The organism is Nostoc sp. CCY0012 (genome assembly GCF_963920855.1).
In the GTDB taxonomy this organism is placed as follows: Bacteria; Cyanobacteriota; Cyanobacteriia; order Cyanobacteriales; family Nostocaceae; genus Cyanocohniella.
This window is the reverse complement of record NZ_CAWUDM010000093.1, coordinates 1-23,285: the sequence shown is the minus strand read 5'-3', so window position 1 is coordinate 23,285 and position 23,285 is coordinate 1. Positions and strand designations below refer to the sequence as shown.

The window sequence follows — 23,285 nt, the reverse complement described above, 5'->3', positions numbered from 1 at the left end:
AAGCCACACCCCAAGCCCCACCCACAGCCTCAGCCCCAGCCTCAAACACCCCAAGCATAGCCCAAACCACAGCCGCACCCACAGCCCCAGCCACAGCCCCAACCACAGCCATAGCCACACCCCAAGCCCCAGCCATAGCCACACCGCAAGCCCCAGCCATAGCCCCAGCCATAGCCATAGCCACACCGCAAGCCCCAGCCATAGCCCCAGCCATAGCCCCAGCCATAACCACTGCTTCAGAACCACCAATAGCTATAGCCCAAGATATTGCTATAGATAGAACAGTACACACTAAGAAACAGCTAACAAGATACTTATAAGGAACTTTTCGCCTCTCAATTGGCAGAGGAGCTGTCTCTATTTGCACAGTCAACGGGTAAATTTCTGGATACGCATTTGTACGCAATAGCAATTGACGTTTATACAACGTGTCAGCCATCAACTGGCTAGTATCTACTTGTACATGACAAGCCGTATTATTGCTCCTAAACTCAGGGGGTTCTATTTTAATCCAAGGGTGAGAATCTGGTGTATGTGGTGGGTCTTGGGGATGGGGTGCAACTTCCCATTTACCTTCTAGCACTGTATCTGGGATTTGGTTCTGCACTGTAATAGTTTCCTTTTGCTTTTCACCTAAGCGAGTTGCTGTGAACTTTAGCACCGATTTACTTAACTCAACTCCCGGTACACGCACAACATCTAGAGGTCTTAGAGCTTCTAAAGCTACTTGTGCATTAGCAAAACGGTCTTTGAGTTGAGGTTTAACCATCAACTCCAACCAGTTAAGAAAGCGTAAACTTATCTGTGGTAACAGATGACGGAAGTTAATCACATAAGGGTCATCATTCTCAGTCAAGCACTGAATTTGCGTTGATGTTATGCCCGTCAACAGACAAATCAGTGTTGCACCCAAACCGTAAAGATCAGTGGCTAATGTAGGTTGGCGTATTTGCTCTGGTGGCAGAAATCCTGGTGTCCCTTTGAAGACGCTACTACCAGACACTTCCTCACTACCAATCCGACTCATGCCAAAGTCTATTAAATAAACATTTAGTTGGTCATCCACCAAAATATTTTCTGGTTTTATATCTCGATGGATGACTGGAGGAATGCGATTTTGCAGATAAACTAAAATCTCTAATGCTTGGATAGCAATTTGTTTAATTTCCTGTGCATCAAAACTGCGAGCAATTGTCAATGTCGAAGCATTCTTGTATTCTTGGATTAAACAAAAGCCATCAGGTGTTTCAAATGCTCCCAAGTATTGGGGAATACCAGCGTGATTCATTCCTTGTAGCACTTGAATTTCCCGTTCATGTGCTGAGAAAGCTGACCAATTAGACCCCTGTTGAGCAAAACAAAATTGCTTCACTACCACCTGTTGAGATGTATCGAGTTTTAATGCGAACCATGTAATTCTTCCCCCTTCTCGATTACGTCCTAGTTCGCTAATTACTTGATAACCTTGTGGGGAAAAATCAGGATATCTCATAGTCTGGTAGAAGCTAGTTAATGCTAATTAATATACCATATTGAAATTTTTAGAAGATATTAGAAAATGATCAACATATATGAGTCTAGAACTATGGCATGAGGGCAGAAAAATTAAATTAATCTAAAAAATTAATCTCTGGTGCTATTGTTTTTTTGCTTATTGCTGCCGTTTTGTCTTACCTTCAACACGTGTTTCTGATGACTGATTATTGTCGCCCTCCTCAGATTTCTTTCGCTGACGGCTGCTTTTCCTCAACTCACCGATTAAATATTTAATCCGGCTACCACTCAAATTAATCCCCAAACCCTTCAGCATCTCTGCAACTTCATCGTAAGTGTAGCCGTACTTGTCAGAAGTCAGCTTCTCAATATACCGCCTCATCTTCCGAACAGCTTCCCTGTCCGATACATCCTCTCGCTGCTTCGGCTTCTGCTCCTTCAGTAGATTGATAGCCTGATCAATCTTCTCCTTCGTAATTACTTCTGGATTCTTCTGCTCACCCATTGTTATTTGATGAATATTAATTAACTACTAATTATCGACTATTTGCAAAAATCTCCCCCAGCTTGTTTTAAAAAAGGTAATAAAAATTTGACTATTGCGGCTACGCCGATTGAGTTTATTACTCATGAGTTGCTGTTCATCAATTCATGATTACAGCTACGCTGATTGTATGACTTACGAGTTGCTGATTATCAATTCGCTATTGCGGCTACGCCGTTCTTCTCATTTAATATAAGGCTTGAAAATTTAGCTACTGCGGCTACGCCGTGACCATAGTTTAGTGTGGCGGCTACGCCGTAACTTTCATTTAATCTAAAAAATTTTTACTACTGCGGCTACGCCGTAACCAGATTTTCATGTAGTGGCTACGCCATGATGATTATTTAGTCCCGCCCTTGATAAATTCATAACTGTGGCTACGCCATTTCCCCATTTAGTCTAGCTAAATTTATCTAGCCCATTGTGGCTACGCCTAATCTAAATTCCCCCCAATGCTTGATTTATTGGTTATTTCAGCTACGCCGTTGCTATTCTCCAGCGTAGTTGATAGGATTATCAGCACCACGTTTATGCCGTATCCTGCCCCCAGCCTCTCGTCGTGCCTCAGTACATACGTAGCATCTGACACCTCTCTACTACCTAAATCGGGCTAGAAGCCAGCCATGCCTCAAAGCTGACGCTTTGTCTCGCTCCGCTCGAACGGCAGACTGGTTCAAGGGGGAGTTGCCCCCTTGAAAAACCCCCTCGCAATGTCCCCAAATCTCTCGTTATGGCTAATCGCAAGCAGTCAAAAAGACTCGTCAGAAACCACCTCTTTTCACTGAGATTGAGTGATATCGAATTGGATCTGCTGCGAATCAAATCACAAGATGCCGGAATGTCAGCCAGTGAATTGATGAGGCGTAACGGATTGCTGCGACCACTGCCCAAAAGACTGAGTAAAATTAGCTTACAAACATATTGGGAACTAGGACAAATCGGCAACAACTTAAACCAACTCGTCAAAGCCACAAACACAGCCATAAAAATGGGTCGCACTCCACCAGCCAACCCAAAACTTTTACAAGAACTTCTAGAAGTGTTGCATCAGTGCAGACGAAACATTGCCCAAGCTGATACGGAAGAAACTGACTGGGAGGAGGACGAAGAAGATGATTGGGAAGCAGACGAAGGGTAGAGGTTTTCGCAGTCTCTTAGATTATTTAGCATCACGCGATGATGCCCAACTAATTGGCGGCAATATGAGTGGGAGAAATGCGCGGGAATTAACCAAAGAATTTAGACTGTCTCGACAACTAAATCCAGATGCCGAACGTGTTGTTTACCATGTCTCCCTATCAGCAGCCCCAGACGACAAATTAGATGATGAAAAGTGGAGTGAAATTGGCAATCGCTACATGAAAGAAATGGGATTTGATGCCAATCAATTCGTCATCTTCCGCCACCACAACACCGATGATGACCACATCCACATTGCCGCCAGTAGAATCAGGATGGATACAGGTAAACTTGTCCATGATTCTTGGGATTATTTACGCTCTGAAAAAGTCCTGCGACAGATTGAAATTGATTATGATTTAGTCCAAGTCCAAGGGAGTAAAGAGAAGCTAACTCGCACACCCAGCACTGGACAAATTAGACGCATTAGACGAGAACAAGAAGAATTTTCACAGGGTTTGCGCGATACCCCACCAGAGCGCAGTATTAAAGAGCAGATTCAACAGACAATTGATAGCGTATCTGCTCAGTATCGCCAAATGCCAATGTTGATTATGCGCTTACAGCAGGCTGGTATCAGTGTGAGGATGGGATTTACTAGGAACGGCAAGTCCAAAGGAATTTCTTATGAAAAGGACGGGCAGGCTTTCAGTGGTACACAACTAGGTGCAGCCTATACCTTTCCTGGTCTGCAAAAACATCTTTGGGTTGACTACCTACCAGAACGTGATGATGAACCTATTAATAAATTGCTGCTGAATCCTGCTAAACCACGACGAGTTGAGGAGAGACAAAAGCTCTTTCAAGAGATTGAACATAAACACCAACAGCCTCAATTCACCCCACCACCAGAGGATCTACTTTTGTCGCAGAAATTGCACAAGTATTTGAGCGAGAAACGCTACATACCAGATTACATTTTGCAAGGATTACATTCCGAGCAGTTGCTTTACATAGATGAGCAACGAAATATTTTGTTTATCAAACGTAATCTGGATGGTGAAAAAACTGGTGCATTAGTTTGGACAAACCCCTTGCATAATCATCGCGCTGTTGATTTAGACCAAAACACCTCTACACCAAATGGTTGGTTTTATCTGACATTGGGAGGAAAGGTAGAAGATAAAGTGGCAACTGTCCTCTTGTGTGACTCCCCGATTGATGCCATGTCAGCAGCAACCTACGGCATTATAAGTTTCAAAGGATTACCACCAGATAAACTCATGTTTATGGTGGCTGATGACCCGAATAACCTACCTATGGAATTTCTCAAAGATTGCAAAGTTGTCCTGGCATTTAATAATGATCCGCAAGGGAATCGAACTGCTAGTCAAGTATTAGAATTGTTCCCCCAAAGTAAAAGGCTCAAAACCCATCATCCTGATTGGAGTCAGGAACTAGAAACTCATTTCAGGGGAGAGCAACAACGCCAAAGACAGCAACGGCAAAGACAGCTTGAGGATGAACTTAGTTTGTGATCTTAAAGTGTAGACCGAACTCGTTGCCGCGATTGCCTTCGGCACTGCGCTCCGCGCAATCGCTTCGATGAAGCGGTTGCTCAAAAGGGCATGAAGGAACTGGTTGAGCCAACTAAATCCACTAACCTGCTCATTGCCACTCTGCTGTCGTCACCGAGAGCGCAACGAGTTGTGAAATCTTGAAACCCTGCTTTCAAAAAATAGTTGATTGCCTCAATTGTATTATTTCTGTAGTTTTAAGTAGTCTTTTCGGAAACGACTATTCTTGAAAAGAGAATTTTGGCTCAAAAAACTGTCAAAACTTTTTGGCGTACTGTGCGTCAGAAAAAGATGGATTACAGAGCGTCAGAAAAAGATGGATTACAGAGCTTAAAAGCTTTTAAGCGAATTTCACGATAATTTACCAATTATTGGGAAATAATGGGAGACTTCTAACAAGTCTTGGGAACTGTTCGGATTTCTTGGGAATTTTTGAGCTAATGAGAATTTTGTGACTGGATGATATTTAAGGTGTAAAAAGGTAAGAAATAAATTGGACAATTGGGAGATATTGTCTAGATATTGGGAGATGTTGAATGTAGTTGGTGAGAATTGGGAAAATGGATGTTTTGTTGAGGTTTTATCTCAGACGCACGAATTGAGTCAAATCAAGAAGTTAGTGCCAAAACTGTAATATTTCTTGATAAATGCCTCAATAATCACGGTTTGGGCGGTTCATCTTGAGAGTAATTATCAATTAGATAGACAAAAAAAGGGTCAAAAACAGGGGTAAATTTTTTTTTTTTTGTAGATTTTGTTTTTTAATGTTGAGTCTTGGTTCTCGTTCAAGCCGAATGCTCAACGTTTACTTTCAAAGTGATCTAACTACGATAGTCAAGCGATCGCGTATCTTGTGGTCAACCTAATCCAAGATAAAATCAGGAGCGGGAAAAATTAAATTGATGATGAGCCAGGGGTAAGGTATGGAAGTCAAAAGCGAAGTGACAATAAAATTTAGCGGCGAACTACCAACAGCCACACCAACAGAAAATAAAAAAGTTGCAATCGAGTTGACCGATCAGAATGGTATAGTCTTCACTGCTCAAGTTAATGCTAAAAGCTGGCGGAAGGCAGAAACTAGCGCCTCGGAATTTGCAGACTGGGCTGGGGCTGTATCGGGCAAGCTTGGACAGCGCACAGAAAAAGGGTTTGAGGTGGTTGATGCTGGGGTTCAAATCTTTGAAAAGAAGGCGAAAGAGCCTAAACCAGAGGTAGCGGCGGCTGAAGCTGGCGTTTCTTCATGACCACATACAACAAAACCCTACTCCTTCACTGGGATTGTGTTTGGTGTGGGGCTGTTGGGGGCTGAACAGGCTTAGTTTGAGTTTTGGGTTGAGCTTTCTTGACTGGCTTAGTTTGAGGTTGGGGTTTGGGTTTATTCCCCTTTGAGGCGGCTATATTCGCTTTTTTCTCTTTAAATGCGGCAAGCTTATCATCTTTTGATGCCTTTAGAAACTTTGGCGGTTTATCTTGTGGCAACCCTAGTAAGCTCTCAAATGCGAAAACATTTCTATGTGGCAGGAATTTCGCTTTAATTTCAACAAAACTAGGCTTGCCACGCTCCTCTTTTGGTAGCAAAGGATTGAATCTGAAGGGAGGAACGATTGCATCTTTCCACAATAAAGGTATGTGGCTAGCCTTCATGAACCGCACTTTTGTAGAAGTCTCGGTCTGCTTGATATAATCCAATCTTTCGGCTGTAAAATTCCGAAACACTGATATACTGTTAATAAGTGTGTTGTTCCCCGTGTTCTGTGAAAGTTTTACTATAGTTAAACCCACTATTCACTCTGGCTAAGAGTTTGGGATACTACCTTCTAATTATTGAAGGAAAAATATATTTTTAAATGCAATTGCAGTACCTCTCGTACTGGTAGTTGTTTTGAGCGTCTAGGGGGATATTTGACTATTCCTTTTAAGCCCAGTCTTAAAGAATCTGCGTGTCTTCAGACCGCAGAGTGTCAACTCTGCATTCTTAGATTGGCTTTAGAGCAAATACTCTATGTAAATTATTATACTTGAGAATGAGATTTGCATACATAAAGATTGCTTTGCAAACGTTTACTCCTAGAGTGATTGAGAGTATGTCTGACATCCGACTGCAATATTTTCTCACCATAGGTTATTTGGTACATCGAGAATTGCCAAAAATATCAATTGACATAATGCTTATACAGTAAGGGTTACAGCCTTAGCGTAACTATCTGTACCGTTGCTGATGCTGTTGGCGAAGTCAAAAGTAGACAGAAGTTCCGTAGAGTGTCACCCTAAGATTGGCACTATATATAGCCAGGAGCGTAAGGGATATGTCACTGAAACCGCAACCCATCAGTCCTGTGCCAGAGGAAACAGTTCGTATCGCCCGCGCTGCTTTCCCCAAAGGGAACCTTTATCTCACCCTGCGAGATGAAATTGGCACACTTTACAGTGACAGTGATTTTACCGCTTTGTATCCTACTCATGGTCAACCAACAGTTAGACCTTGGCGACTGGCGTTAATCTGTGTGCTGCAATTTATTGAAGATTTGCCAGATCGACAAACGGCTGAAGCTGTCCGCAGTAGAATTGATTGGAAGTATCTTTTGGGGTTGGAACTGACTGACTCAGGTTTTGATTTCTCTGTTTTGTGTGAATTTCGCGCCAGATTGATGGCTGGTAGCGCAGAACAACAACTGTTAGACACCTTACTGAAGCAATTTAAAGAACGTGGATGGCTCAAAGAAAGAGGAAAACAGCGTACTGACTCCACCCATGTCCTCGCTGCTATCCGTAACTTGAACCGACTCGAAGGGGTAGGTGAAACCCTACGTGCAGCCCTCAATGATCTAGCCACAGTTGCGCCAGACTGGTTACGTTCGTGGGTTCCAGAGGAATGGTTTGAACGCTACGGTCGAGCCGTAGAAGAGTATCGCTTACCCAAAGGCATTGCCGCTCGTAAGGAATATGCCGAAATGATTGGCACGGATGGAATGCAGTTACTGATAGCTGTATGGGCAGAAGATGTCCCAGATTGGCTTGCTCATGTACCCGCCGTCGAAATTCTGCGACAGACTTGGGTACATCAATATTATGTGGAGAATGACCAAGTAAGATTGCGGGCTGCCAGCGACTTAGCTCCATCTGGTAGTCGTTTTGACTCTCCTTATGACATTGATGCTCGTTTTGGTAACAAACGAAGTGTGACTTGGACTGGGTATAAGGTACATCTGACCGAAACTTGTGATGAGAACCAAGTCCATTTAATTACTCATACCATTACCACCCAAGCTCAGGTTTCAGATGTTACCCAGACTGCACTTATCCACGAGGCATTAGCTGCCAAAGACCTACTCCCCAGCCAACATATTGTTGATGCTGGCTATGTCGATAGCAATCTTATCGTCACCAGTCGTAAGCAGTATGGAATAGATTTAGTTGGCCCAGTACGTCCGAATGTTAGTTGGCAAGCTAAAACGCCTGGCGGTTATGATATCAGCCAGTTTACCGTGAACTGGAATACAAAACGGGTAACTTGTCCTCAAGGTAAAAAAAGTACCAAAAAGTGGGTTCCGACTCAGGACAAATGGGGCAATCCAGTGATTAATGTAAGATTTCCTCGCAAAACTTGCCGACTTTGCAACGCCCGCGCTTTATGCACTCGCTCGAAAACTGAGCCAAGAGAACTCACACTGCGCCCAAAGGCAGAATACTTGGCATTGCAAACCGTGCGAAAACAACAGCTTTCCACTGATTGGAAAAAGCTCTATGACGCAAGAGCGGGAGTTGAGGGAACGCTATCTCAGGGAATTACAACTTTGGGGCTGCGACAAGCCCGCTACATTGGTTTGGTTAAAGTCCAACTCCAGCACTTGCTGACTGCCGTGGCTCTCAATGTGGTGCGGATGGTTGCTTGGTTACATGGTCGAACCCATGCGAAAACCAGAATTTCTCGATTTGCTGCTCTAGCTCCCTCTCCAGTTTGAAGCAAGAGCTTTCAATCCAGATTACCAATAATATCTATTAAGATCATCCTTCTCCATGTAATACACGGATACCGCTCTGCTACTTAATGAACTAAAATTACGGTGTAATACATGGGGAATCATTTATGAAACGTGATATCCAGGGGAAGTTTGCGCTGAAAAACGAAGACTATCGTTTAGTTCGCTCATTGAGACTAACTGATTCCACTTGGGTTGCTTTGGGCATCACATCTGAATGCTTGGGTCTTACTAGGGCTGACTATTTAGAGCAGATTATTGGTGAAAAAGCTCTGCCAAGTATGGTTTCTCCAAGTAATACACGGAATAAAGATGCCCTTCCTCCATGTATTACAAGGCAAGATATGGATTCTCCGCCGAGTAATACACGGCATCAGGAGGAAATAGAAGTACTCAAAGCTGAAATACAAAATCTCAGTCAAAAGAATGCTGCATTGATGGAAAGAATAGCAATTGCTTCCTGTCAAGTAGTAGAACTTGAGCTTTTACGTGATCGCATTTTACTGGATCTTAAATTAGGGAAGCAGGCTCCTGGTTACAAAGCTGTTCAGAAAGCTCTCAATCGCTTCATTGCTGAACTGACTTACCCAAACACGAGCGTTTTTTGACTTCGCCAACAGCATCGGTTGCTCATTTCACCCCAGCAAGTTCTTTTTCCTTGAGTATAAGTTCTCTTTCTTTTAAAGCAATGTCATCTGAAGGCTGTTTTATATTTGGTTCAGGTGTTAATGGTGCAGAGATATCGTTACCCATACATCAACTAAACAAAATTAATTTTTCAAAAATAGGACAGAAAGCAGGAGTTTTTATGCTTTTTGAGCAAAAAGAGCGCTCTCACTGGAATTAGAGATAAAACTTAGTATGAGTTGTATATTGGTGGGGAGACTTACCCCAGACAAAAACAAACAGTACTAATTGACGTATCAACAGTTATCTTTAATTGTAACGGGGCAGTTAAATAAACTCACTTATGAGCCGAATCATCGCAGTATTTAATCAGGCGGGAGGTGTTGCCAAAACCACCCTTACCCAAAACCTGGGCTACCAAATAGCGCAATTGCGTTAGGAGAAACGTTTCTCCTAAATTGATTTCAAGGATAACCCTTTCGCTTTTAAGGTTGCTCAAAATTATCGCATCTCCCCAAATTCCCTAATATATTCCACCAACTCCTTTGTATGTCCCCCTGAAGAAATTCGCCCCAAATCCCCCACCAAGATAAACAATTCTCTTGCTCTACTCACAGCTACATTCAGTAAATTAGGCCGCCGATTGATAAACCAGAGACTATCAGTTGGTTGACATTGGCGAGTCGAGAAAATTATCACTGATTTCTGACCCCCCTGGAACGTGTGAACTGTGCCAATGCTCTGCTTTGGAAAATCTGTCCAGCGAGATCGTAAACGTTGAATCAGTGCATCTACTTGACGGCGGTAAGGTGAAATCACGCCAATTTCGTTAAGAGAGTCAGTAGGATTTATGCAATAACCCGCCGCTAACAACTCATCAATTAACACCTCTACCGCATCAACCTCTGCCCAATTAACGTAATTTTCCAGTTTCCCCTCCACATGGCAACCAATCAAATTAGTACCCAACCGAGAAGCTTTAGGCTCAGTCTTGATGATCATGCCGTAATTGCATAGGTGATCGCAAAAATCAGCAATCACCGGAACGCAACGGTAATGATATTTCAAGATAATCCCTTGACCAATATCCCCCGGTTGTCCTGATGCCCCAGCCGCCCGATGATAAGCTGTGGTAGCTGTAGGACTGTAGCGGTCATAATCTACATCTGTAAGCCCCTGTTCCAGAAAAGACTTGCTACGATATTCCTCTTTCTGCTGGTCACTCAAATTAATCACCGGTTCCAATTGCAACGGATCGCCCACAATCAAAGCCCGATTACACCGCACCAAAACCGGAAAAACTTGATACGGTGGAATCTGCCCCGCTTCATCAACAATTACTTGATCAATGCAGCCACTATCGGGATAGGGTAACAAATTGCGGATGGAGTGCAAATTGCAAAGGAACACCGGAAATAACAGGCTGATATCTCGATAAATGTTTCTCCAATTTGAGCTTAACTGGCGGTAAGCTTCCCATTCCCCATTCAATAATGCAATGTAAGTCCTAATAGAAGTTGTCACCTCATCTTTCCGTCGCCTAGCTTCCTGCTGTTGAAATTGCCAAGCCCACTCAAATAAATCTACTTGCAGCGAGTGTAATTCGCTGTAGAAACGGCTGTAAAAATCTTTGGTGGGATAAGCAGCCAGTCGGTTTTCGACCTCTCCTCGGCGAGTAATCAGGTTAGTCAGTTCTTGCTGTAATGACTCTAACTGCTGTTGTGTGCTATCAAAACTATTCTGTTGCTGCTGCCAAGAAGATGCTTCTGCTAAAAGCTGATTAACATTCTCCTGGGCTGCAATGAGAGATTCAGTGGTTAGTGGGATTTCAAAGGGGAATGGAGTAGCCAGCGTTGCTAACACAGGCATTTCTATTTCTTTATGTAACCGTTTGAGGACATGACGAGGGCTGGTTTTGATTATCGACTGCCAGAATCGTCTAATCCTTTGCCAAATCTGGACAAACCAGTTAGCGTTTCTACTAAATGCCAGCCAGTAACCTTTAGCCGATAAAGAACGCCTAGCACTGTCAAGATGGTATCCTATCTGCTGGTAGGCTTCTACTGGAAACCTAGAATAGTCCCGTGAAGATTCTAATGATGATTGCTGAATAAGAGAAGTATTTATCGCCGACTCAAACCACCGTATCTCTTGGCATAGCTCCTCTAATAATTGCTCATCAACCCTTTTCTGTTGAAGCTCATCTTCATCTTGTTTTTTATAAGATTCTATTTGTTGAACACCTGCTAATAACTGTTGCTTTAGTGACTCCCATTCATCGTAATTAAACGTTTCTTTAGCTAACCAATCGAGTGCAGCTTGCAAATTAGGTAACACTTGGCTCTCAACGAAATCTCTTGACCCTCCTGATAAGTAGAAACGGTCACAGGTCAAGTTACTGGCTAAAATTTTTTCAACGTTCTTTACAGCAAATTTGTTAGTGCTTGTTACCACAGTTAGGTTACTTCTATCTCTGCCAGTTGACGCTAATTCCACTGCTCGATGTACCACTTGCTGGGCTATCTTATGCAGCAACAGTGTCGTCTTGCCATTTCCCGGTGGGCCAATCACCGCAGTCAGAGGATTGGAGTGTGAATGTTTCAGAGCAAGTGCTTGATAATCATCGGGCAGTGAATTACGAAAACCACCTAAAAACAACACTTCATGCTGTGGTGGTTTTGGTTGTCCAAACAGATATTCGTAAGCTGGATGTCCTGGTCTTGACCATTGAAAGTAATTCTGGTCGCTGATTTTCTGAAAATCTTTTTTGAGGTTGTAATTAAAAGGAGCGTATTCAAAATCCAATAGATAGGGCAGAAGCTTCGACCGCACAGGAAACGGCGGTAATTCAATCAGTCCCATAAAATCCTGTAGTGTCTTAAAGGGACGATTAAAAGTAGTTTCCAGAAACACCTTCAGCCCTTCCCTTGTGACTAATTCCTCAGCCGCTTCTTCCTCCAGTCCGTACCACTGCATCAAATTGGGAATAATAGGCTGAAACTCGTACTGGGTTAAATCCCATCCACTAGCACGATAATTGCCTGTAAAAATAGGAGAAACGTTGATGGTAAACAACGGGCGAAATTGACGGCGATTCGTTTCAATTTCATAAATCTGGGGGAAAGCTACAGCAATTGATGGTAATTTTGGTTGTACTTCTTTCTTCGAGCTTTTGAAGGGTTCCTTGAGTTCCTTGAATAAAGACTCATCAACCAATAATTTATCGCCTATCAGATTTACACCAGACTCCCAGATATTTGGTTGTTCCAAATCGGCAGCTTCTACTTTGGCATTACTCAAATTTTCGACGTGGATGTAATCTAACCAAGCCTTGAGTAATTGTCGAATCTGTAAATTCTCTGCCATCTCCGTTGCTTCCCCTTGATCACATAGCAATTCGTACCAAATTACTCATCACCCAATAACGCTTCTAGCTTGTTTAAAAGGTTTACTAGCTGCTTTTGTTTACGAGGTTCTTTCCATAGCTGACGCTTTTTAATGCGCTGGGTGATATCTTTTAGCCGTTCTGGTATTTGGTTAGGTGTTTTAGATGAGGGAGATGGTTCATCAGGAGTGTTGGCGATGATTTGTTCTTTGATTTGGCTTAAAGACCAATCCGACGCTATTGCCCTTGACAATAGTTCTTGTCGCACTTCGTCATCTTTTACCCGTGCCAATGCTTGGGCTTTGGTGTATTCCAGTTGACCTCCCCGCAGTGCTATTAAAATTTCTTCGGGCAGATTGAGCAAAGGTAAGCGTGTGGTAATGAACGATAGCCAATTCATGAGTCCCAAACTCTCAAACACCTGTTGTACCGTGTTTGATTGTTCTTCATCTAGGTTAGGAGAAACGTTTTTCCTAGATTCAGTTTCATCGGCTAAATGGTCAGAAACGTTGTCAAGAGTTTGTGGACTATCGGGGTTAGGAGAAACGTTTTTCCTAGATTCATTTAATGAGTCTTTTGAGGGCTGTTCCCCCTTACTGTGAGCGTTTTTCATTCGATACAGCAAGGATTTGACGGCTTCTACATCGCAATGCAGCCGGATTGCCAACAGGTGCAAGATCCCTTCAGTTTCTTCAACAGGGTTAAGGTCTTCGCGTTGCAGGTTCTCAATTAAAGCCAACTGAAACGCTTGGTCATCTGATAGCTCACGCACAACCACAGGCGCGACTTCAAGTTTTGCTTCTTGCCCTGCCCTTAAACGTCTTTCTCCTGCTACTAATTCGTATTTTCCTCCACCTAGTGGACGTACCAACAAAGGTTGGAGGATGCCATGCTGTTTGACTGACTCTACTAATTCTTTTAATGCTTGTGGGTCAAAATATCGTCTGGGCTGGTGTTGCGGCAGAACTATATCTTCTAGCTTGACAGTAGTTTCAGTAGCACCTGCTGTCTTGACCTCTGGTGAATCTAACCAAGGGGCTGGGGGTGGAGTGGTAATTTGTCCCCCAAAGGGTTTATCAGTTTGCTTACGTCTAATCACAACGCCTCCAAAGCCAAAGCGATTTCATCAAGGATAGCGACGGCAGAATGTTTAGGGTCAAACACCGCTAGGGGCGCACGTTCTTCTGTGGCATCAACAAAAGCCGTGGCTCTGGGAATAGGTGGAAATATCCTACCCCAAGCTAACAATTGTGTTTGGATAGCTGCTAATGCGCGTTTATCGGCTGAGTTTTGTTGAGCATACCGCGTGGGAATAAACCCGGCTATTTGGATTTTGCGGTTGGCTTTATTCTTTACGTGGGTGATAGTTTGTAATAGTTCGTCTGTTCCCTCAAAGGCTTTGAGGTGGGTTTCTATGGGGACGAGGACGTGTGTAGCAGCGACTAGGGAGATATAAGAAAGTAACCCTAAACTGGGCGGACAGTCTATAAGGATGAAATCATATTCATCTAAAACTGGTTCTATGGCTTCCTTGAGGCGCAAGTCACGCATAGCAGCACTGACTAACTGCATTTCGGCTCCACTCAGGACTCGGCTTGCTGGAACCAAATCCATACCGTGAATGCCCTCATGAATCGGTAAGGGCTGCTCATCGATAATGGCATCGGCAATGGTTTTTTGTAACTGAGATGGCACTAACCCCATGAATTTGGTCAAGGACGCTTGGGGGTCGATATCGATGAGGAGGACGCGGTGTTCTCGTTGTGCGAGGTGGTATCCCAAGTTTTGGGTCAGTGTTGATTTGGCGACACCACCCGCCTGGTTAAACAGTGCAATAATGCGGCATTGCTTGTCAGTAGTTGACACTTGCAGGAGTTCCTAGAAAATAAGTTGAGGTAGGGTCAACCGACTCGGTTTTAGTTTCCAGTTTATTGAAGTGTATCAGATGAAGAGAAGTTCTAGGGAAGGGCAGAGGAGCGAACCTCAAACCTTACCTGCTCAAATTAAAATACAGTTAGCACAGTTGGGGTTTAGTTTAGAGGAGCTTAATTGATGAATTTACAAGAAATTCTTAATTCCATTAACAATTTGCCCACAGAAGAACAAGACTATTTATTTGAGTTTCTGCGTCAAAAAAAGGAGGAATCTAGAGGAGATAAATTTTGGCAGGGACTACAGAAATTTAGACAGGTAATCCAACGCGAAGGGATTATCTTTACTGATGAGGATTTTGCTGATTTACGAGACAAGAGTGTAGGCAGAGAGATTAATTTATGAGCTTGAAATTTCTGCTTGACACTAATATTCTCTCAGAGCCAGCACGCCCTATTCCTAATGCCAATGTTTTACACCAAATAGATATTCATAAGTCAGAAGTGGCTGTTTCTAGTGTGGTTGTTCATGAACTTCTACATGGCTGTTTGCGGTTGCCAGAATCTAAGCGGCGAGAGTATCTTAGAAATTATATTTATGAATCGGTCTTAAATTTACCAGTATTTGATTATGATTTAAAGGCGGCACAATGGCACGCCCAAGAAAGGGTTAGATTGTCTCAGATTGGCAAAACCCCTGCTTTTGTAGATGGTCAAATTGCGAGTATTGCTTGTAGTAATAATTTAGTTTTGGTAACTAATAATGTTTCTGATTTTGAGTTTTTTAATGGTTTAAACGTTGAAAATTGGTTTGTTAGTAAAGGTGAAAATTGAGCTATAGGTGAGTACGCGACAATGGGTAGTGCTGGCAGCAATGAGCCATATCTTGGCTTAAGAGCGATCGCCCAGGAGAGTGAACGCTGTTTTACTGAGGTGATAGAGTTCTACAGCATTAAGAAACATAGTAGTTAATTTCTTAGCAAGGATTGTCATAACCAAGAAATAGCAAGGTGATTGAGAGGCAGCGTTGAGCAGGCGTATTGCGTGGTCGTGGCTAGAGCTACTGGGCAGCACAACAATTATGACTTAATTCTTATCCACGCTCAGGTTTTTACTGGATCTTGGCTCAACACTTACTAATGATAATGTAAAAAAAGATAGCCCTAATATAGGTTTGCTGACGAGGCTAGAAAAAAATCTATCCAGCCCATAAGTTTGTTTCCCTGATTTACTAATTACGACTTCATCTCCTGCAAGCAAATATACCTCATTTGTCCGAAACAAATGCTTGCGGAAAAATAGCCAAAACAACGTCGCCCAAGGAATTACTGTATGAAAGAACCGCAACATCGTCCGATAACTACCACCAATGCCTGCCCAACGAGAAATTCCCAACATCGTCACTCGGTCGCTCACGGCTTTTAAACACAGCCGCAACTGATTGGCTCAAATCCCAAATTAGCTCTTAGCAAATTTGATGTGACAAAAACAAAACTACTCGCACAGGCTGGCTCTTAAATTCATTAGTGCCAAAATACCCAGTAATCACCCTATTACCAAAGTTAATGGCTTGTTTCGCATCGTTTCTGTCGTGAACTATATACCATTGCCCATTCCCAGAATTGCGAATAGCGACTGTTGCCCCTACAATACGGGTACTCTCACAGTTGCTTGGCTCTGCTTCATATTGATGATTTATAGCAAAACGTCCAGTAGAATCAGTCCTGCCTTCGAGGTAAACTGATTGCACCATTTGCGCTACTGCTGAATTAGTAAGAAGCATCACGGAAGTGATTATCGTAGTTGGCACTATCATTTTTTTCATCGTTTTATTTCCTTCAGGTTATTCAAGATAAAAATCAAGAGTTGTTAACAACTGTTCTGGAGTCAGCATTCGGCAAGCTAACGATTAGATATGGCGAAGTGCAAAGGGGTAGTACAACGATTCATGAAAATTTCCGCCTTTTGGCGTAGATATAGCGGTGCGATGTAGAAAGTTGAGTGTTAAAGGATTTATTTAATCCTTACAAAATGAGTGGAGAGCCGACTCTCCCGGTGAAGTCTGTCTCACCGTCCCCACGTAAAAGAGTCACTGACTCCGGTCACATTGGAAGTAAGCAATGAACCCAATGGAATGCAGACCACGAAAGTATCTGTTCCTGGTAGCCCAAACTGGGGATAGGCGAGGGGAAGTCCGACAGGGTTAATGTAAATGAACCGTCGATGAAACTTTGTCATTTACGCGATAAGTGAAATCAGGCTGAAACACTTAGACCAAAAGGTAAATGGGTAACTTAACGGCTCGCTATTCTGTTAAGTGACAGACTGTAATCCCATCGAAGTATAGGCGGAACCCGACCCGGACGTTTCTCAAACACTCGAAACTACAGTAAGCCCAATGGATTTTCTGCTACCAATATCAGAGTAGGCGAACCGCAAGGAACGCACAACTATCCAGTGGGTAAAGGATACTGGAGAAAGCGAATGTCCCTGGTAATGCAGGGAATAGGGGTTCAAGCTTTGCCCCACGTTGAAAAACGGCAGACTTCCGGTAGGTCTTCAACGATAAATCAACGTAAAAAGAACCGAATTCATTGTGAAAGATAGAGTCCAACTGGACATCGGAACAAGAAAACCGCTTCAAAACTGGGCTGACATTAACTGGCGGCTCACAAAAAAGCGTGTAAGGAACTTAAGACAGAGAATTTATCGTGCAACTAAGAACCAACAGTGGAATCAGGTCAGAAGCCTGATGAAACTAATGTTACGCAGTTTCTCCAACCTGCTATTATCTGTGCGACGAATCACCCAGGAAAACCAGGGGAAAAATACTGCTGGCATCGATGCTCAGATTGTACTAACCCCAGAACAAAGGGTATTGATTTTTTCTGATAATAGTTTGTTTTAATAAATGAAACTATGAATTTAATGAATCTAGGGATGGATTCACTCTATATTTCTCTAGATAGAGTTAATCTTTTTTAGTTTCTCTAAATATAGCTTTTATTACCCTAGTGAAGTACAAACGACAATAATTAAACGCAGATAAACACAGATGAACGCGGATAAATTTGTACCTCAGTAGACTAGAAAACGCTATAAGGGTGGCCACCCTATAAGTAAATGGAGGAAATATGGCAGAATTCAAATTTAAATATCTTACGTTACAGAGTATCAGGTGTATAACTCATTCGTCTGGTGCGGGAAATGATGATGTTTATTTCAGAGTTTTGAGTGATTGGGATAAATCATGGAAGTGGATTCCAAGAGATCCAGGTTTGCAAAATAGTTGGGATATTGATGAAGACAGTAATATTCAGCTACAACCTAAGTCAAAACTACAGAATGGTAATGAAGTTGAGGGTAAAATACTTGCGTTTATCTTTGATAAGCATATCCGTGTGGAAATATGGGATTATGATTCTATTTCAGGAGATGATTACTTAGGAGGGCATGATTTCTACTATACAGACCATTCTGGAGGAAAGACTTTTTCAAGCGTTAGTGAAAACTCTGAATATTACATTGAGTACAAAATAACCGATGTAACGATAATTGTTTAGGACGAAAGGTAGTGGCTACAATTTGCTCCTTTTAGGGAATGTCTTCATTTGAATAGTCAAGTAATGGTTGAGGCTGAAACAACGGTAACTCAAGGTTTTTGACAATTAGTTTTACAAAACTTTACAACCCGTCATGCCCCGCCTACGTCGGGCGGTTACACCATCGCTCCTAAAGTGCTGATTCCTCCCGTGTAGACTTTGGTATAGAAATCTCGTGATAAAGTAATTCCCCTAAATTATTCAAAAATCCAAAGCAGAGATCGCGTTTTGCTTCTGCTTCTCAGTTACCCCCAGATAACGCTCCAAAGCTGCCAAAGTCCGATGTCCCGATATCTCCTGTATGTGGCGCAAGGGTATTCCGGCATCGCTCATCCTGGTTAACGCCGTCCTCCGAAAGCTGTGAGTACTAACGCCCTCAATGCCCAGCCGCACACAGGTATCTCTGAGGATTTTGTCAGCACTCACCTTATGGATATGCCCCAACCCATGCCGCTTGTAAGGGAAGACTTATATAATAAAGTAAGGAATCCTTACATTGTCTGCAAAAGGCTAAGAGGCTTGTCATGCTCGCCAAGTTAACTTCTAAGAATCAACTAACGTTGCCTAAAAGTATTACCCGTGAAATCGGAGAGGCTGAGTATTTTGAGGTAAAGGTAGAGGATGGGCAAATTATTCTGACTCCTGTAAAAATTCAGCGAGCGGATGCGGTGCGGGCGAAGCTGGCAGATTTGGGGCTGAGTGAGCAGGATGTGGCTGATGCAGTGGCTTGGGCGCGTCAGTCATGAGGGTTGGTTCACGGGTTGTAATTGATACTAATATCATAGTCTCGGCGCTGATTTTTGGGGGAAGAATATCTAGGATTCGTTTGGCATGGCAGGATGAGCGCTTCACTCCCCTGGTTTCTAAAGCAACAACAACTGAGTTAATCCGAGTGCTGGCTTATCCAAAGTTTCAGCTCACGCCAATTGAGCAAGAAGATTTATTATCGGATTACATACTTTTTTGTGAGGCTGTGGCGATACCTGATGTGTTGCCTATAATTCCTGAATGTCGTGACCCGTTTGATGTGCCTTTTTTACTTCTGGCTGTGGTTGGTGAGGCGGATTATCTGGTGACAGGTGATCGCGATTTACTCAGCCTGAAAGATGATTTTTCTTGCCCAATTATCACTGCTGAAGATTTTCTAAATGTTATTGATGCTCAGTCACCCTAGTTTTTCCGGTCTTAGTGCCATTCCAACCCCACCCCACTCCTAAGCGAACCGACACTAAAACCCAATCACCGAAACCGCTTTGCGCTTCTGCTCTGGCGTAACCTCCAGATAACGCTGCAACGTCCCCAAATCACTGTGACCAGAGATTTCCTGAATAGTTCTCAAAGGTATCCCAGCGCTGGACATCTGCGTGAGGGCAGTTCGCCTAAACGAATGGGTGCTGACTCCTTCTACCCCAATCCGCTTGCAAGCATCCCGTAAAATCTTGTCTGCCATGAATCGGGTCAGCCGTTCAGTTACACCGCGCTTGCCAGGAAACATCACCTCCCTCTTGGGTTGATACTCCGCCAATATTGCTGCTAGTGCTGGTGGAATATCTACAATCCGTGTTTTGTACTTGCCTTTGGTGGTAGACTTGCGGAAAGTGATGGTTCCTGATTTGATATCAGTCTTTTTGAGAGCCAACGCTTCTGATACGCGACAACCAGTAAACAGGCAGATGCCAAACAGAGCGCGATCGCGTGGAGTAAGTAAACCCTCAGTGAACAATCGCCTTAATTCGTCTTGGCTGAGTATTTTGCCTTGTCCGTTGCCGCTAACCTTCATCCTTTCTACCTTCTAGGGCATTACACCTAACTGAGAAAACGTGTAATCAATCCCCAAAAGTATTGTATCTTCGTTGGGGTCACGAAGGCGACAACGAGCGATCAATTTCTACTTATCATTCCCAACGGCTACAACCCTCATGATTCCGTTGGCTGATAAAACTTGCTTATCTAGGCTGCACGATGACCACTTGCAGGTATAATCCGCATTAATAGTGTCGGTTCGGATTACGGCTGGCATGAGTTGTCTATACTCGCTTCTGTACCCCTGGTTGCTCCATCGTTGCTATCAAAACCGATATCAACTTTTGGCTACAGCTAAGATGCTTTTCACAGCCTGTTGCTTTGGGCTGACATATATCTGCTTTTCAGTTACGCCCAGATAGCGCTCTAATTGCGAACTTTCTTAGTGAAAGTGTCAAATACAGGTAATCATGCGGACGACGTTAAAAGACGGCAGCGAGGATGATGAAATCATTTATGGCTAATAATTAGGAGCATTTAGTTAGTGGTTTCATTTTACCCTGGTCAGAAAGCTAATGAACTTGCTAAAGGCGCTCAAGAGCGATATGAACGTGCTATTGAATGGTTGAAAATCGAGGAAGAAGCTACAAACAAGTTAGCAGAGGAGTATGGTCAACTCCAACTCCGGGTCATAAAAGACACGATTAAGCGTTTTGTTGACTTTGTTGAACGCACTGGTAGGAAAGCTTCTGAAAGCGAGAAGCGACTTTTAGAGGGTCTAAACTTTTCAGTTCAGCAGATACAAGAATATAAAGCTGCTGCCGTAGCAGCAGAACAGTATTTCATGGCTGGTGCTAAAGCCGCTGGAGCCGCAGCAGCCGGTTACGGTAGTGCTATAGGTGTTGCTACCTCTATAGGAGTAGCAAGCACCGGAACAGCTATCTCAAGCCTTAGTGGAGCCGCCGCTACAAATGCAATGCTGGCATGGTTTGGCGGTGGAGCAGTTGCAGCCGGTGGTGGTGGTATGGCTGTTGGTGTTTGGGTGCTAGGTGGTATCACTACTATTCCAGCCTTGGCTATTGGTGGCTTTTTTGCGGCTCGTGAAGGTGAGAAAGCCATGACCAAGGCGCAGGAATATGTAGCAAAAGTCAATACAGCGATTACTGATATTGACGCAGCCAAAAAATATTCAAAACAAGTAAAACAGCGCATTGCTGAGTTAAAAGGTGTGTTTGAATCCTTAAACACTCTTGCTGTTGAAGGGCTGAACGAACTTGAATCTCAACCTTTTGATTCAAAGAGAGATGCTGAGAAGTTTCAACAGGTAGGACTTCTCATGAAGGGACTTGTAGAAATTTTGAAAACCCCAGTCTTGAATAGTGAGGGAAAACTTAACCTTGGCACTGTGACCATCTTAGAAAAATACCGCACCCTATCAGGTAAATAGACATGACAACTAAGAAAGTTTCTGTAGAAGTATTGGGTGCAGGTACAGATACTGCTCAATACCTACACTCTATCGTTCAAGCCTACACCGATTACAAGATAGTTGCAGAGGAAGAGAGGACTAAAAGGCGGGGCATTGAAGCTTGGGAAACAACAACAATTGCCCAGATTCAAGCTGATCGTGATGTTCTGATAAGGTATCTTGAAAGCTCATTTGACGAACGAGCAAATAATTTTCGCTTTCTGTTTGAAAAAGTCGATCAGGCAATAGCGCAGGGTGATAATAACCAATTAAATTTATTCCTGCATTCCATCATAGAACTCGCTAAATCCAGCCCATTTAAAGACTTTGCAGATATAACATCAGTGAGAGCGGCTCTCGATGATCTAGAACATGAATGGTCATTTTAAATGTACTTTCTAAAAAGGGCATTACAGTAAAATATCTAACTCAATTTTGATAATTCTATGAATTATAAGCGACAAATTATAGAATCATTATTGTCAGGACTTTCCGATATGATGACATATTATGATTCTCCCGATGTTATTTTTAAACATTTTTCAAGTTGGTTAGATAGTGTTGTAGAAATTCTAATCGGTGCTGACATGAAAGATGAATTAAGTATATGGTCTAACGCTTTAAAAGGTACTAAATTTTCCGATGATGGGTCTTTAAATTTAGCTATGTCAATAGCTGAAGCTACTCTTTATAGTATTCTTAATAAATTGGCATATACTGATATTATTAACACGCCTTATCTGAACAATGAAGATATATTAAAAGCTTATAAAATGTCTAATTTATATCTGATACTTCATTGTTATGAAAACTCTGTTCGTTCTTTTATTGAAAATATATATTCTCAAGAGATGGGAGAAGATTGGTGGGATAAAGTTTCAAATTCAGATATGAAAAAAAGTTTTAAAACCTTAAAAGAGAAAGAGGAAAAAAATAAATGGATTTCTCCGCGCGGTTCTAGTTCACCTCTTTATTACATGCAGTGGAAGGATTTGGCTACTTTGATTAGAAAAAATGACTATTTATTTTTACCTTATATTGGAAATATTAATTTTATTGAAAATAGATTTATGCAAATAGAAGATTTGCGACATATTATTGCTCATAACGGAGTTTTACCATCTGAAGACGATTTTCAAAGAATAATTATTTCTTTTCGTGATTGGTGTCGTCAAATAAAATGTTTGTATAAATAAAACCAATATTTTAGTTATCAGCGCATATTTTTAATGCCGTTAAACGTGAGAAACAGTTCGGATTAAATTAGCGGTTTCTAAAATAGCCTTAAACCAGGGTCTAACCTTTCGGGCGGTAGATTATGGGCTTGGGGATTCTAGAAGCCACTCAAAACAAAATGATGGGGTTATATGGGGAATAGGCGATCACTAATAGCGCTCCAATGTCTTGGGGTCGCTATAAGCAAAGATTTTCACAAACCACCCCAATTAAAATTCAAGAAACGTCGAGCATTTAACTTTTTACTGTCTACCAGACAGCCTCCTGTCTAGCTCCTGTCTAGCGCTGTCCCTTGCTGTGTCTACGTTCTGTCTATTCCTGTCCGCACTGTCTACTGTCTCCTGTCTGCTCAAATCTGGGTTAATTTAATAATTCCTTCCCCTACCCAATCAGCTAAATGCGCCCCCACAATCTCATACATCCATCCCTTAATTTGCTCAACAGTAAACCGTTCTCCCTTAACTTTAAAACTAGGTTGAATATCTTTTACAGACGCTTCTATCTTCTCAGTTCTGGTTAAATAATCAAATAATTGTCGAGCCATTGGGGATAACTTATCTCTCCCCGTTCTGCGTTCATTGGCATTAACAACTCCCTCAAATTCCAACTGATAAACCCGCTCCATATATTCTCTATCTA

General features: G+C 42.5%; 24 protein-coding genes and 3 pseudogenes. 15 read left to right on the top strand and 12 right to left on the bottom strand.

Annotated features, from left to right (window positions below; translation table 11 throughout):
* Both ACM0OS_RS22060 and ACM0OS_RS22055 read right to left on the bottom strand, forming a co-directional pair.
* Positions 1 to 1,492, bottom strand: a 1,492-nt coding sequence (locus tag ACM0OS_RS22060) for a serine/threonine protein kinase (RefSeq protein ID WP_414545331.1), incomplete at its 3' end; no start/stop codon positions are given.
* A gap of 159 nt (positions 1,493 to 1,651) precedes the next feature.
* Positions 1,652 to 1,999, bottom strand: coding sequence for a hypothetical protein (locus ACM0OS_RS22055; RefSeq protein ID WP_414545330.1), 348 nt, complete (start codon positions 1,997 to 1,999; stop codon positions 1,652 to 1,654).
* A gap of 769 nt (positions 2,000 to 2,768) precedes the next feature.
* On the opposite strand from ACM0OS_RS22055, the gene ACM0OS_RS22050 reads away from it, so the two are divergent.
* From ACM0OS_RS22050 to ACM0OS_RS22040, 3 genes are all read left to right on the top strand, one after another.
* Positions 2,769 to 3,176 (top strand): plasmid mobilization protein, encoded by a 408-nt coding sequence (locus ACM0OS_RS22050; RefSeq protein WP_414545194.1) that lies wholly within the window; start codon positions 2,769 to 2,771, stop codon positions 3,174 to 3,176.
* Positions 3,151 to 4,695 carry a relaxase/mobilization nuclease domain-containing protein gene (locus tag ACM0OS_RS22045; protein WP_414545329.1) on the top strand — a complete coding sequence of 515 codons (1,545 nt, stop codon included), beginning with the start codon at positions 3,151 to 3,153 and terminating at the stop codon, positions 4,693 to 4,695. Before ACM0OS_RS22050 ends, ACM0OS_RS22045 begins: the two co-directional genes overlap by 26 nt.
* 962 nt (positions 4,696 to 5,657) lie before the next feature.
* Positions 5,658 to 5,978: a hypothetical protein gene (locus tag ACM0OS_RS22040; protein ID WP_414545328.1), complete on the top strand. Its 321-nt coding sequence runs from the start codon at positions 5,658 to 5,660 to the stop codon at positions 5,976 to 5,978.
* A gap of 25 nt (positions 5,979 to 6,003) precedes the next feature.
* On the opposite strand, the gene ACM0OS_RS22035 is transcribed toward ACM0OS_RS22040, so the two are convergent.
* On the bottom strand, positions 6,004 to 6,378 hold the full coding sequence (locus ACM0OS_RS22035; protein ID WP_414545327.1) for a hypothetical protein: 375 nt from the start codon (positions 6,376 to 6,378) through the stop codon (positions 6,004 to 6,006).
* Between the two features lie 662 nt (positions 6,379 to 7,040).
* On the opposite strand from ACM0OS_RS22035, the gene ACM0OS_RS22030 reads away from it, so the two are divergent.
* Both ACM0OS_RS22030 and ACM0OS_RS22025 read left to right on the top strand, forming a co-directional pair.
* Positions 7,041 to 8,696, top strand: coding sequence for an IS1182 family transposase (locus ACM0OS_RS22030; protein ID WP_414545326.1), 1,656 nt, complete (start codon positions 7,041 to 7,043; stop codon positions 8,694 to 8,696).
* A gap of 125 nt (positions 8,697 to 8,821) precedes the next feature.
* Positions 8,822 to 9,322 (top strand): hypothetical protein, encoded by a 501-nt coding sequence (locus tag ACM0OS_RS22025; protein ID WP_414545325.1) that lies wholly within the window; start codon positions 8,822 to 8,824, stop codon positions 9,320 to 9,322.
* Positions 9,323 to 9,344: 22 nt separating this feature from the next.
* Here the strand turns inward: ACM0OS_RS22025 and ACM0OS_RS22020 are convergent, their stop codons facing one another.
* Positions 9,345 to 9,467, bottom strand: a complete 123-nt coding sequence (locus ACM0OS_RS22020; RefSeq protein WP_414545324.1) for a hypothetical protein — start codon at positions 9,465 to 9,467, stop codon at positions 9,345 to 9,347.
* Positions 9,468 to 9,684: 217 nt separating this feature from the next.
* On the opposite strand from ACM0OS_RS22020, the pseudogene ACM0OS_RS22015 reads away from it, so the two are divergent.
* Positions 9,685 to 9,771 (top strand): annotated as a pseudogene (locus ACM0OS_RS22015) (ParA family protein); the annotation flags it as partial.
* 71 nt (positions 9,772 to 9,842) lie between these two features.
* Here the strand turns inward: ACM0OS_RS22015 and ACM0OS_RS22010 are convergent.
* The 3 genes from ACM0OS_RS22010 to ACM0OS_RS22000 are packed head-to-tail and all read right to left on the bottom strand — an operon-like array spanning position 9,843 to position 14,592.
* The gene (locus ACM0OS_RS22010) at positions 9,843 to 12,707 is read right to left on the bottom strand and encodes an AAA domain-containing protein (protein WP_414545323.1); all 2,865 of its coding nucleotides are present in this window, start codon (positions 12,705 to 12,707) and stop codon (positions 9,843 to 9,845) included.
* A gap of 41 nt (positions 12,708 to 12,748) precedes the next feature.
* Positions 12,749 to 13,822 (bottom strand): ParB/RepB/Spo0J family partition protein, encoded by a 1,074-nt coding sequence (locus ACM0OS_RS22005; protein WP_414545332.1) that lies wholly within the window; start codon positions 13,820 to 13,822, stop codon positions 12,749 to 12,751.
* A complete protein-coding gene (locus ACM0OS_RS22000; protein WP_414545322.1) occupies positions 13,822 to 14,592 on the bottom strand; it encodes a ParA family protein in 771 nt (256 codons plus the stop codon). The genes ACM0OS_RS22005 and ACM0OS_RS22000 overlap by 1 nt, the downstream gene beginning before the upstream one ends.
* 186 nt (positions 14,593 to 14,778) lie before the next feature.
* On the opposite strand from ACM0OS_RS22000, the gene ACM0OS_RS21995 reads away from it, so the two are divergent.
* Both ACM0OS_RS21995 and ACM0OS_RS21990 read left to right on the top strand, forming a co-directional pair.
* The gene (locus ACM0OS_RS21995) at positions 14,779 to 15,003 is read left to right on the top strand and encodes a hypothetical protein (RefSeq protein WP_414545321.1); all 225 of its coding nucleotides are present in this window, start codon (positions 14,779 to 14,781) and stop codon (positions 15,001 to 15,003) included.
* On the top strand, positions 15,000 to 15,431 hold the full coding sequence (locus tag ACM0OS_RS21990) for a type II toxin-antitoxin system VapC family toxin (protein ID WP_414545320.1): 432 nt from the start codon (positions 15,000 to 15,002) through the stop codon (positions 15,429 to 15,431). The genes ACM0OS_RS21995 and ACM0OS_RS21990 overlap by 4 nt, the downstream gene beginning before the upstream one ends.
* 258 nt (positions 15,432 to 15,689) lie before the next feature.
* On the opposite strand, the pseudogene ACM0OS_RS21985 reads toward ACM0OS_RS21990, so the two are convergent.
* Both ACM0OS_RS21985 and ACM0OS_RS21980 read right to left on the bottom strand, forming a co-directional pair.
* Positions 15,690 to 16,016 (bottom strand): annotated as a pseudogene (locus tag ACM0OS_RS21985) (transposase); the annotation flags it as partial.
* A 46-nt stretch (positions 16,017 to 16,062) separates the two neighbouring features.
* The gene (locus tag ACM0OS_RS21980; RefSeq protein ID WP_414545319.1) at positions 16,063 to 16,422 is read right to left on the bottom strand and encodes a hypothetical protein; all 360 of its coding nucleotides are present in this window, start codon (positions 16,420 to 16,422) and stop codon (positions 16,063 to 16,065) included.
* Between the two features lie 771 nt (positions 16,423 to 17,193).
* On the opposite strand from ACM0OS_RS21980, the gene ACM0OS_RS21975 reads away from it, so the two are divergent.
* Both ACM0OS_RS21975 and ACM0OS_RS21970 read left to right on the top strand, forming a co-directional pair.
* The gene (locus ACM0OS_RS21975) at positions 17,194 to 17,505 is read left to right on the top strand and encodes a reverse transcriptase N-terminal domain-containing protein (protein WP_414545318.1); all 312 of its coding nucleotides are present in this window, start codon (positions 17,194 to 17,196) and stop codon (positions 17,503 to 17,505) included.
* Between the two features lie 226 nt (positions 17,506 to 17,731).
* Complete coding sequence (locus tag ACM0OS_RS21970) at positions 17,732 to 18,160, top strand: hypothetical protein (protein WP_414545317.1); 429 nt, start codon at positions 17,732 to 17,734, stop codon at positions 18,158 to 18,160.
* 240 nt (positions 18,161 to 18,400) lie between these two features.
* Here the strand turns inward: ACM0OS_RS21970 and ACM0OS_RS21965 are convergent, their stop codons facing one another.
* Positions 18,401 to 18,625 (bottom strand): tyrosine-type recombinase/integrase, encoded by a 225-nt coding sequence (locus tag ACM0OS_RS21965; protein WP_414545316.1) that lies wholly within the window; start codon positions 18,623 to 18,625, stop codon positions 18,401 to 18,403.
* Positions 18,626 to 18,723: 98 nt separating this feature from the next.
* Here ACM0OS_RS21965 and ACM0OS_RS21960 point away from each other — a divergent pair, with 98 nt between their 5' ends.
* Positions 18,724 to 18,945: an AbrB/MazE/SpoVT family DNA-binding domain-containing protein gene (locus tag ACM0OS_RS21960; protein WP_414545315.1), complete on the top strand. Its 222-nt coding sequence runs from the start codon at positions 18,724 to 18,726 to the stop codon at positions 18,943 to 18,945.
* The gene (locus ACM0OS_RS21955; RefSeq protein ID WP_414545314.1) at positions 18,942 to 19,373 is read left to right on the top strand and encodes a putative toxin-antitoxin system toxin component, PIN family; all 432 of its coding nucleotides are present in this window, start codon (positions 18,942 to 18,944) and stop codon (positions 19,371 to 19,373) included. The genes ACM0OS_RS21960 and ACM0OS_RS21955 overlap by 4 nt, the downstream gene beginning before the upstream one ends.
* A 54-nt stretch (positions 19,374 to 19,427) precedes the next feature.
* Here the strand turns inward: ACM0OS_RS21955 and ACM0OS_RS21950 are convergent, their stop codons facing one another.
* Positions 19,428 to 19,979 carry a tyrosine-type recombinase/integrase gene (locus ACM0OS_RS21950; protein WP_414545313.1) on the bottom strand — a complete coding sequence of 184 codons (552 nt, stop codon included), beginning with the start codon at positions 19,977 to 19,979 and terminating at the stop codon, positions 19,428 to 19,430.
* Between the two features lie 507 nt (positions 19,980 to 20,486).
* On the opposite strand from ACM0OS_RS21950, the gene ACM0OS_RS21945 reads away from it, so the two are divergent.
* The 3 genes from ACM0OS_RS21945 to ACM0OS_RS21935 are packed head-to-tail and all read left to right on the top strand — an operon-like array spanning position 20,487 to position 22,606.
* Positions 20,487 to 21,389: a hypothetical protein gene (locus ACM0OS_RS21945; RefSeq protein WP_414545312.1), complete on the top strand. Its 903-nt coding sequence runs from the start codon at positions 20,487 to 20,489 to the stop codon at positions 21,387 to 21,389.
* Positions 21,390 to 21,391: 2 nt separating this feature from the next.
* Positions 21,392 to 21,799 carry a hypothetical protein gene (locus ACM0OS_RS21940; RefSeq protein ID WP_414545311.1) on the top strand — a complete coding sequence of 136 codons (408 nt, stop codon included), beginning with the start codon at positions 21,392 to 21,394 and terminating at the stop codon, positions 21,797 to 21,799.
* Between the two features lie 57 nt (positions 21,800 to 21,856).
* On the top strand, positions 21,857 to 22,606 hold the full coding sequence (locus ACM0OS_RS21935; RefSeq protein WP_414545310.1) for a Swt1 family HEPN domain-containing protein: 750 nt from the start codon (positions 21,857 to 21,859) through the stop codon (positions 22,604 to 22,606).
* A gap of 389 nt (positions 22,607 to 22,995) precedes the next feature.
* On the opposite strand, the pseudogene ACM0OS_RS21930 reads toward ACM0OS_RS21935, so the two are convergent.
* Positions 22,996 to 23,285: pseudogene (locus ACM0OS_RS21930) on the bottom strand (hypothetical protein); the annotation flags it as partial.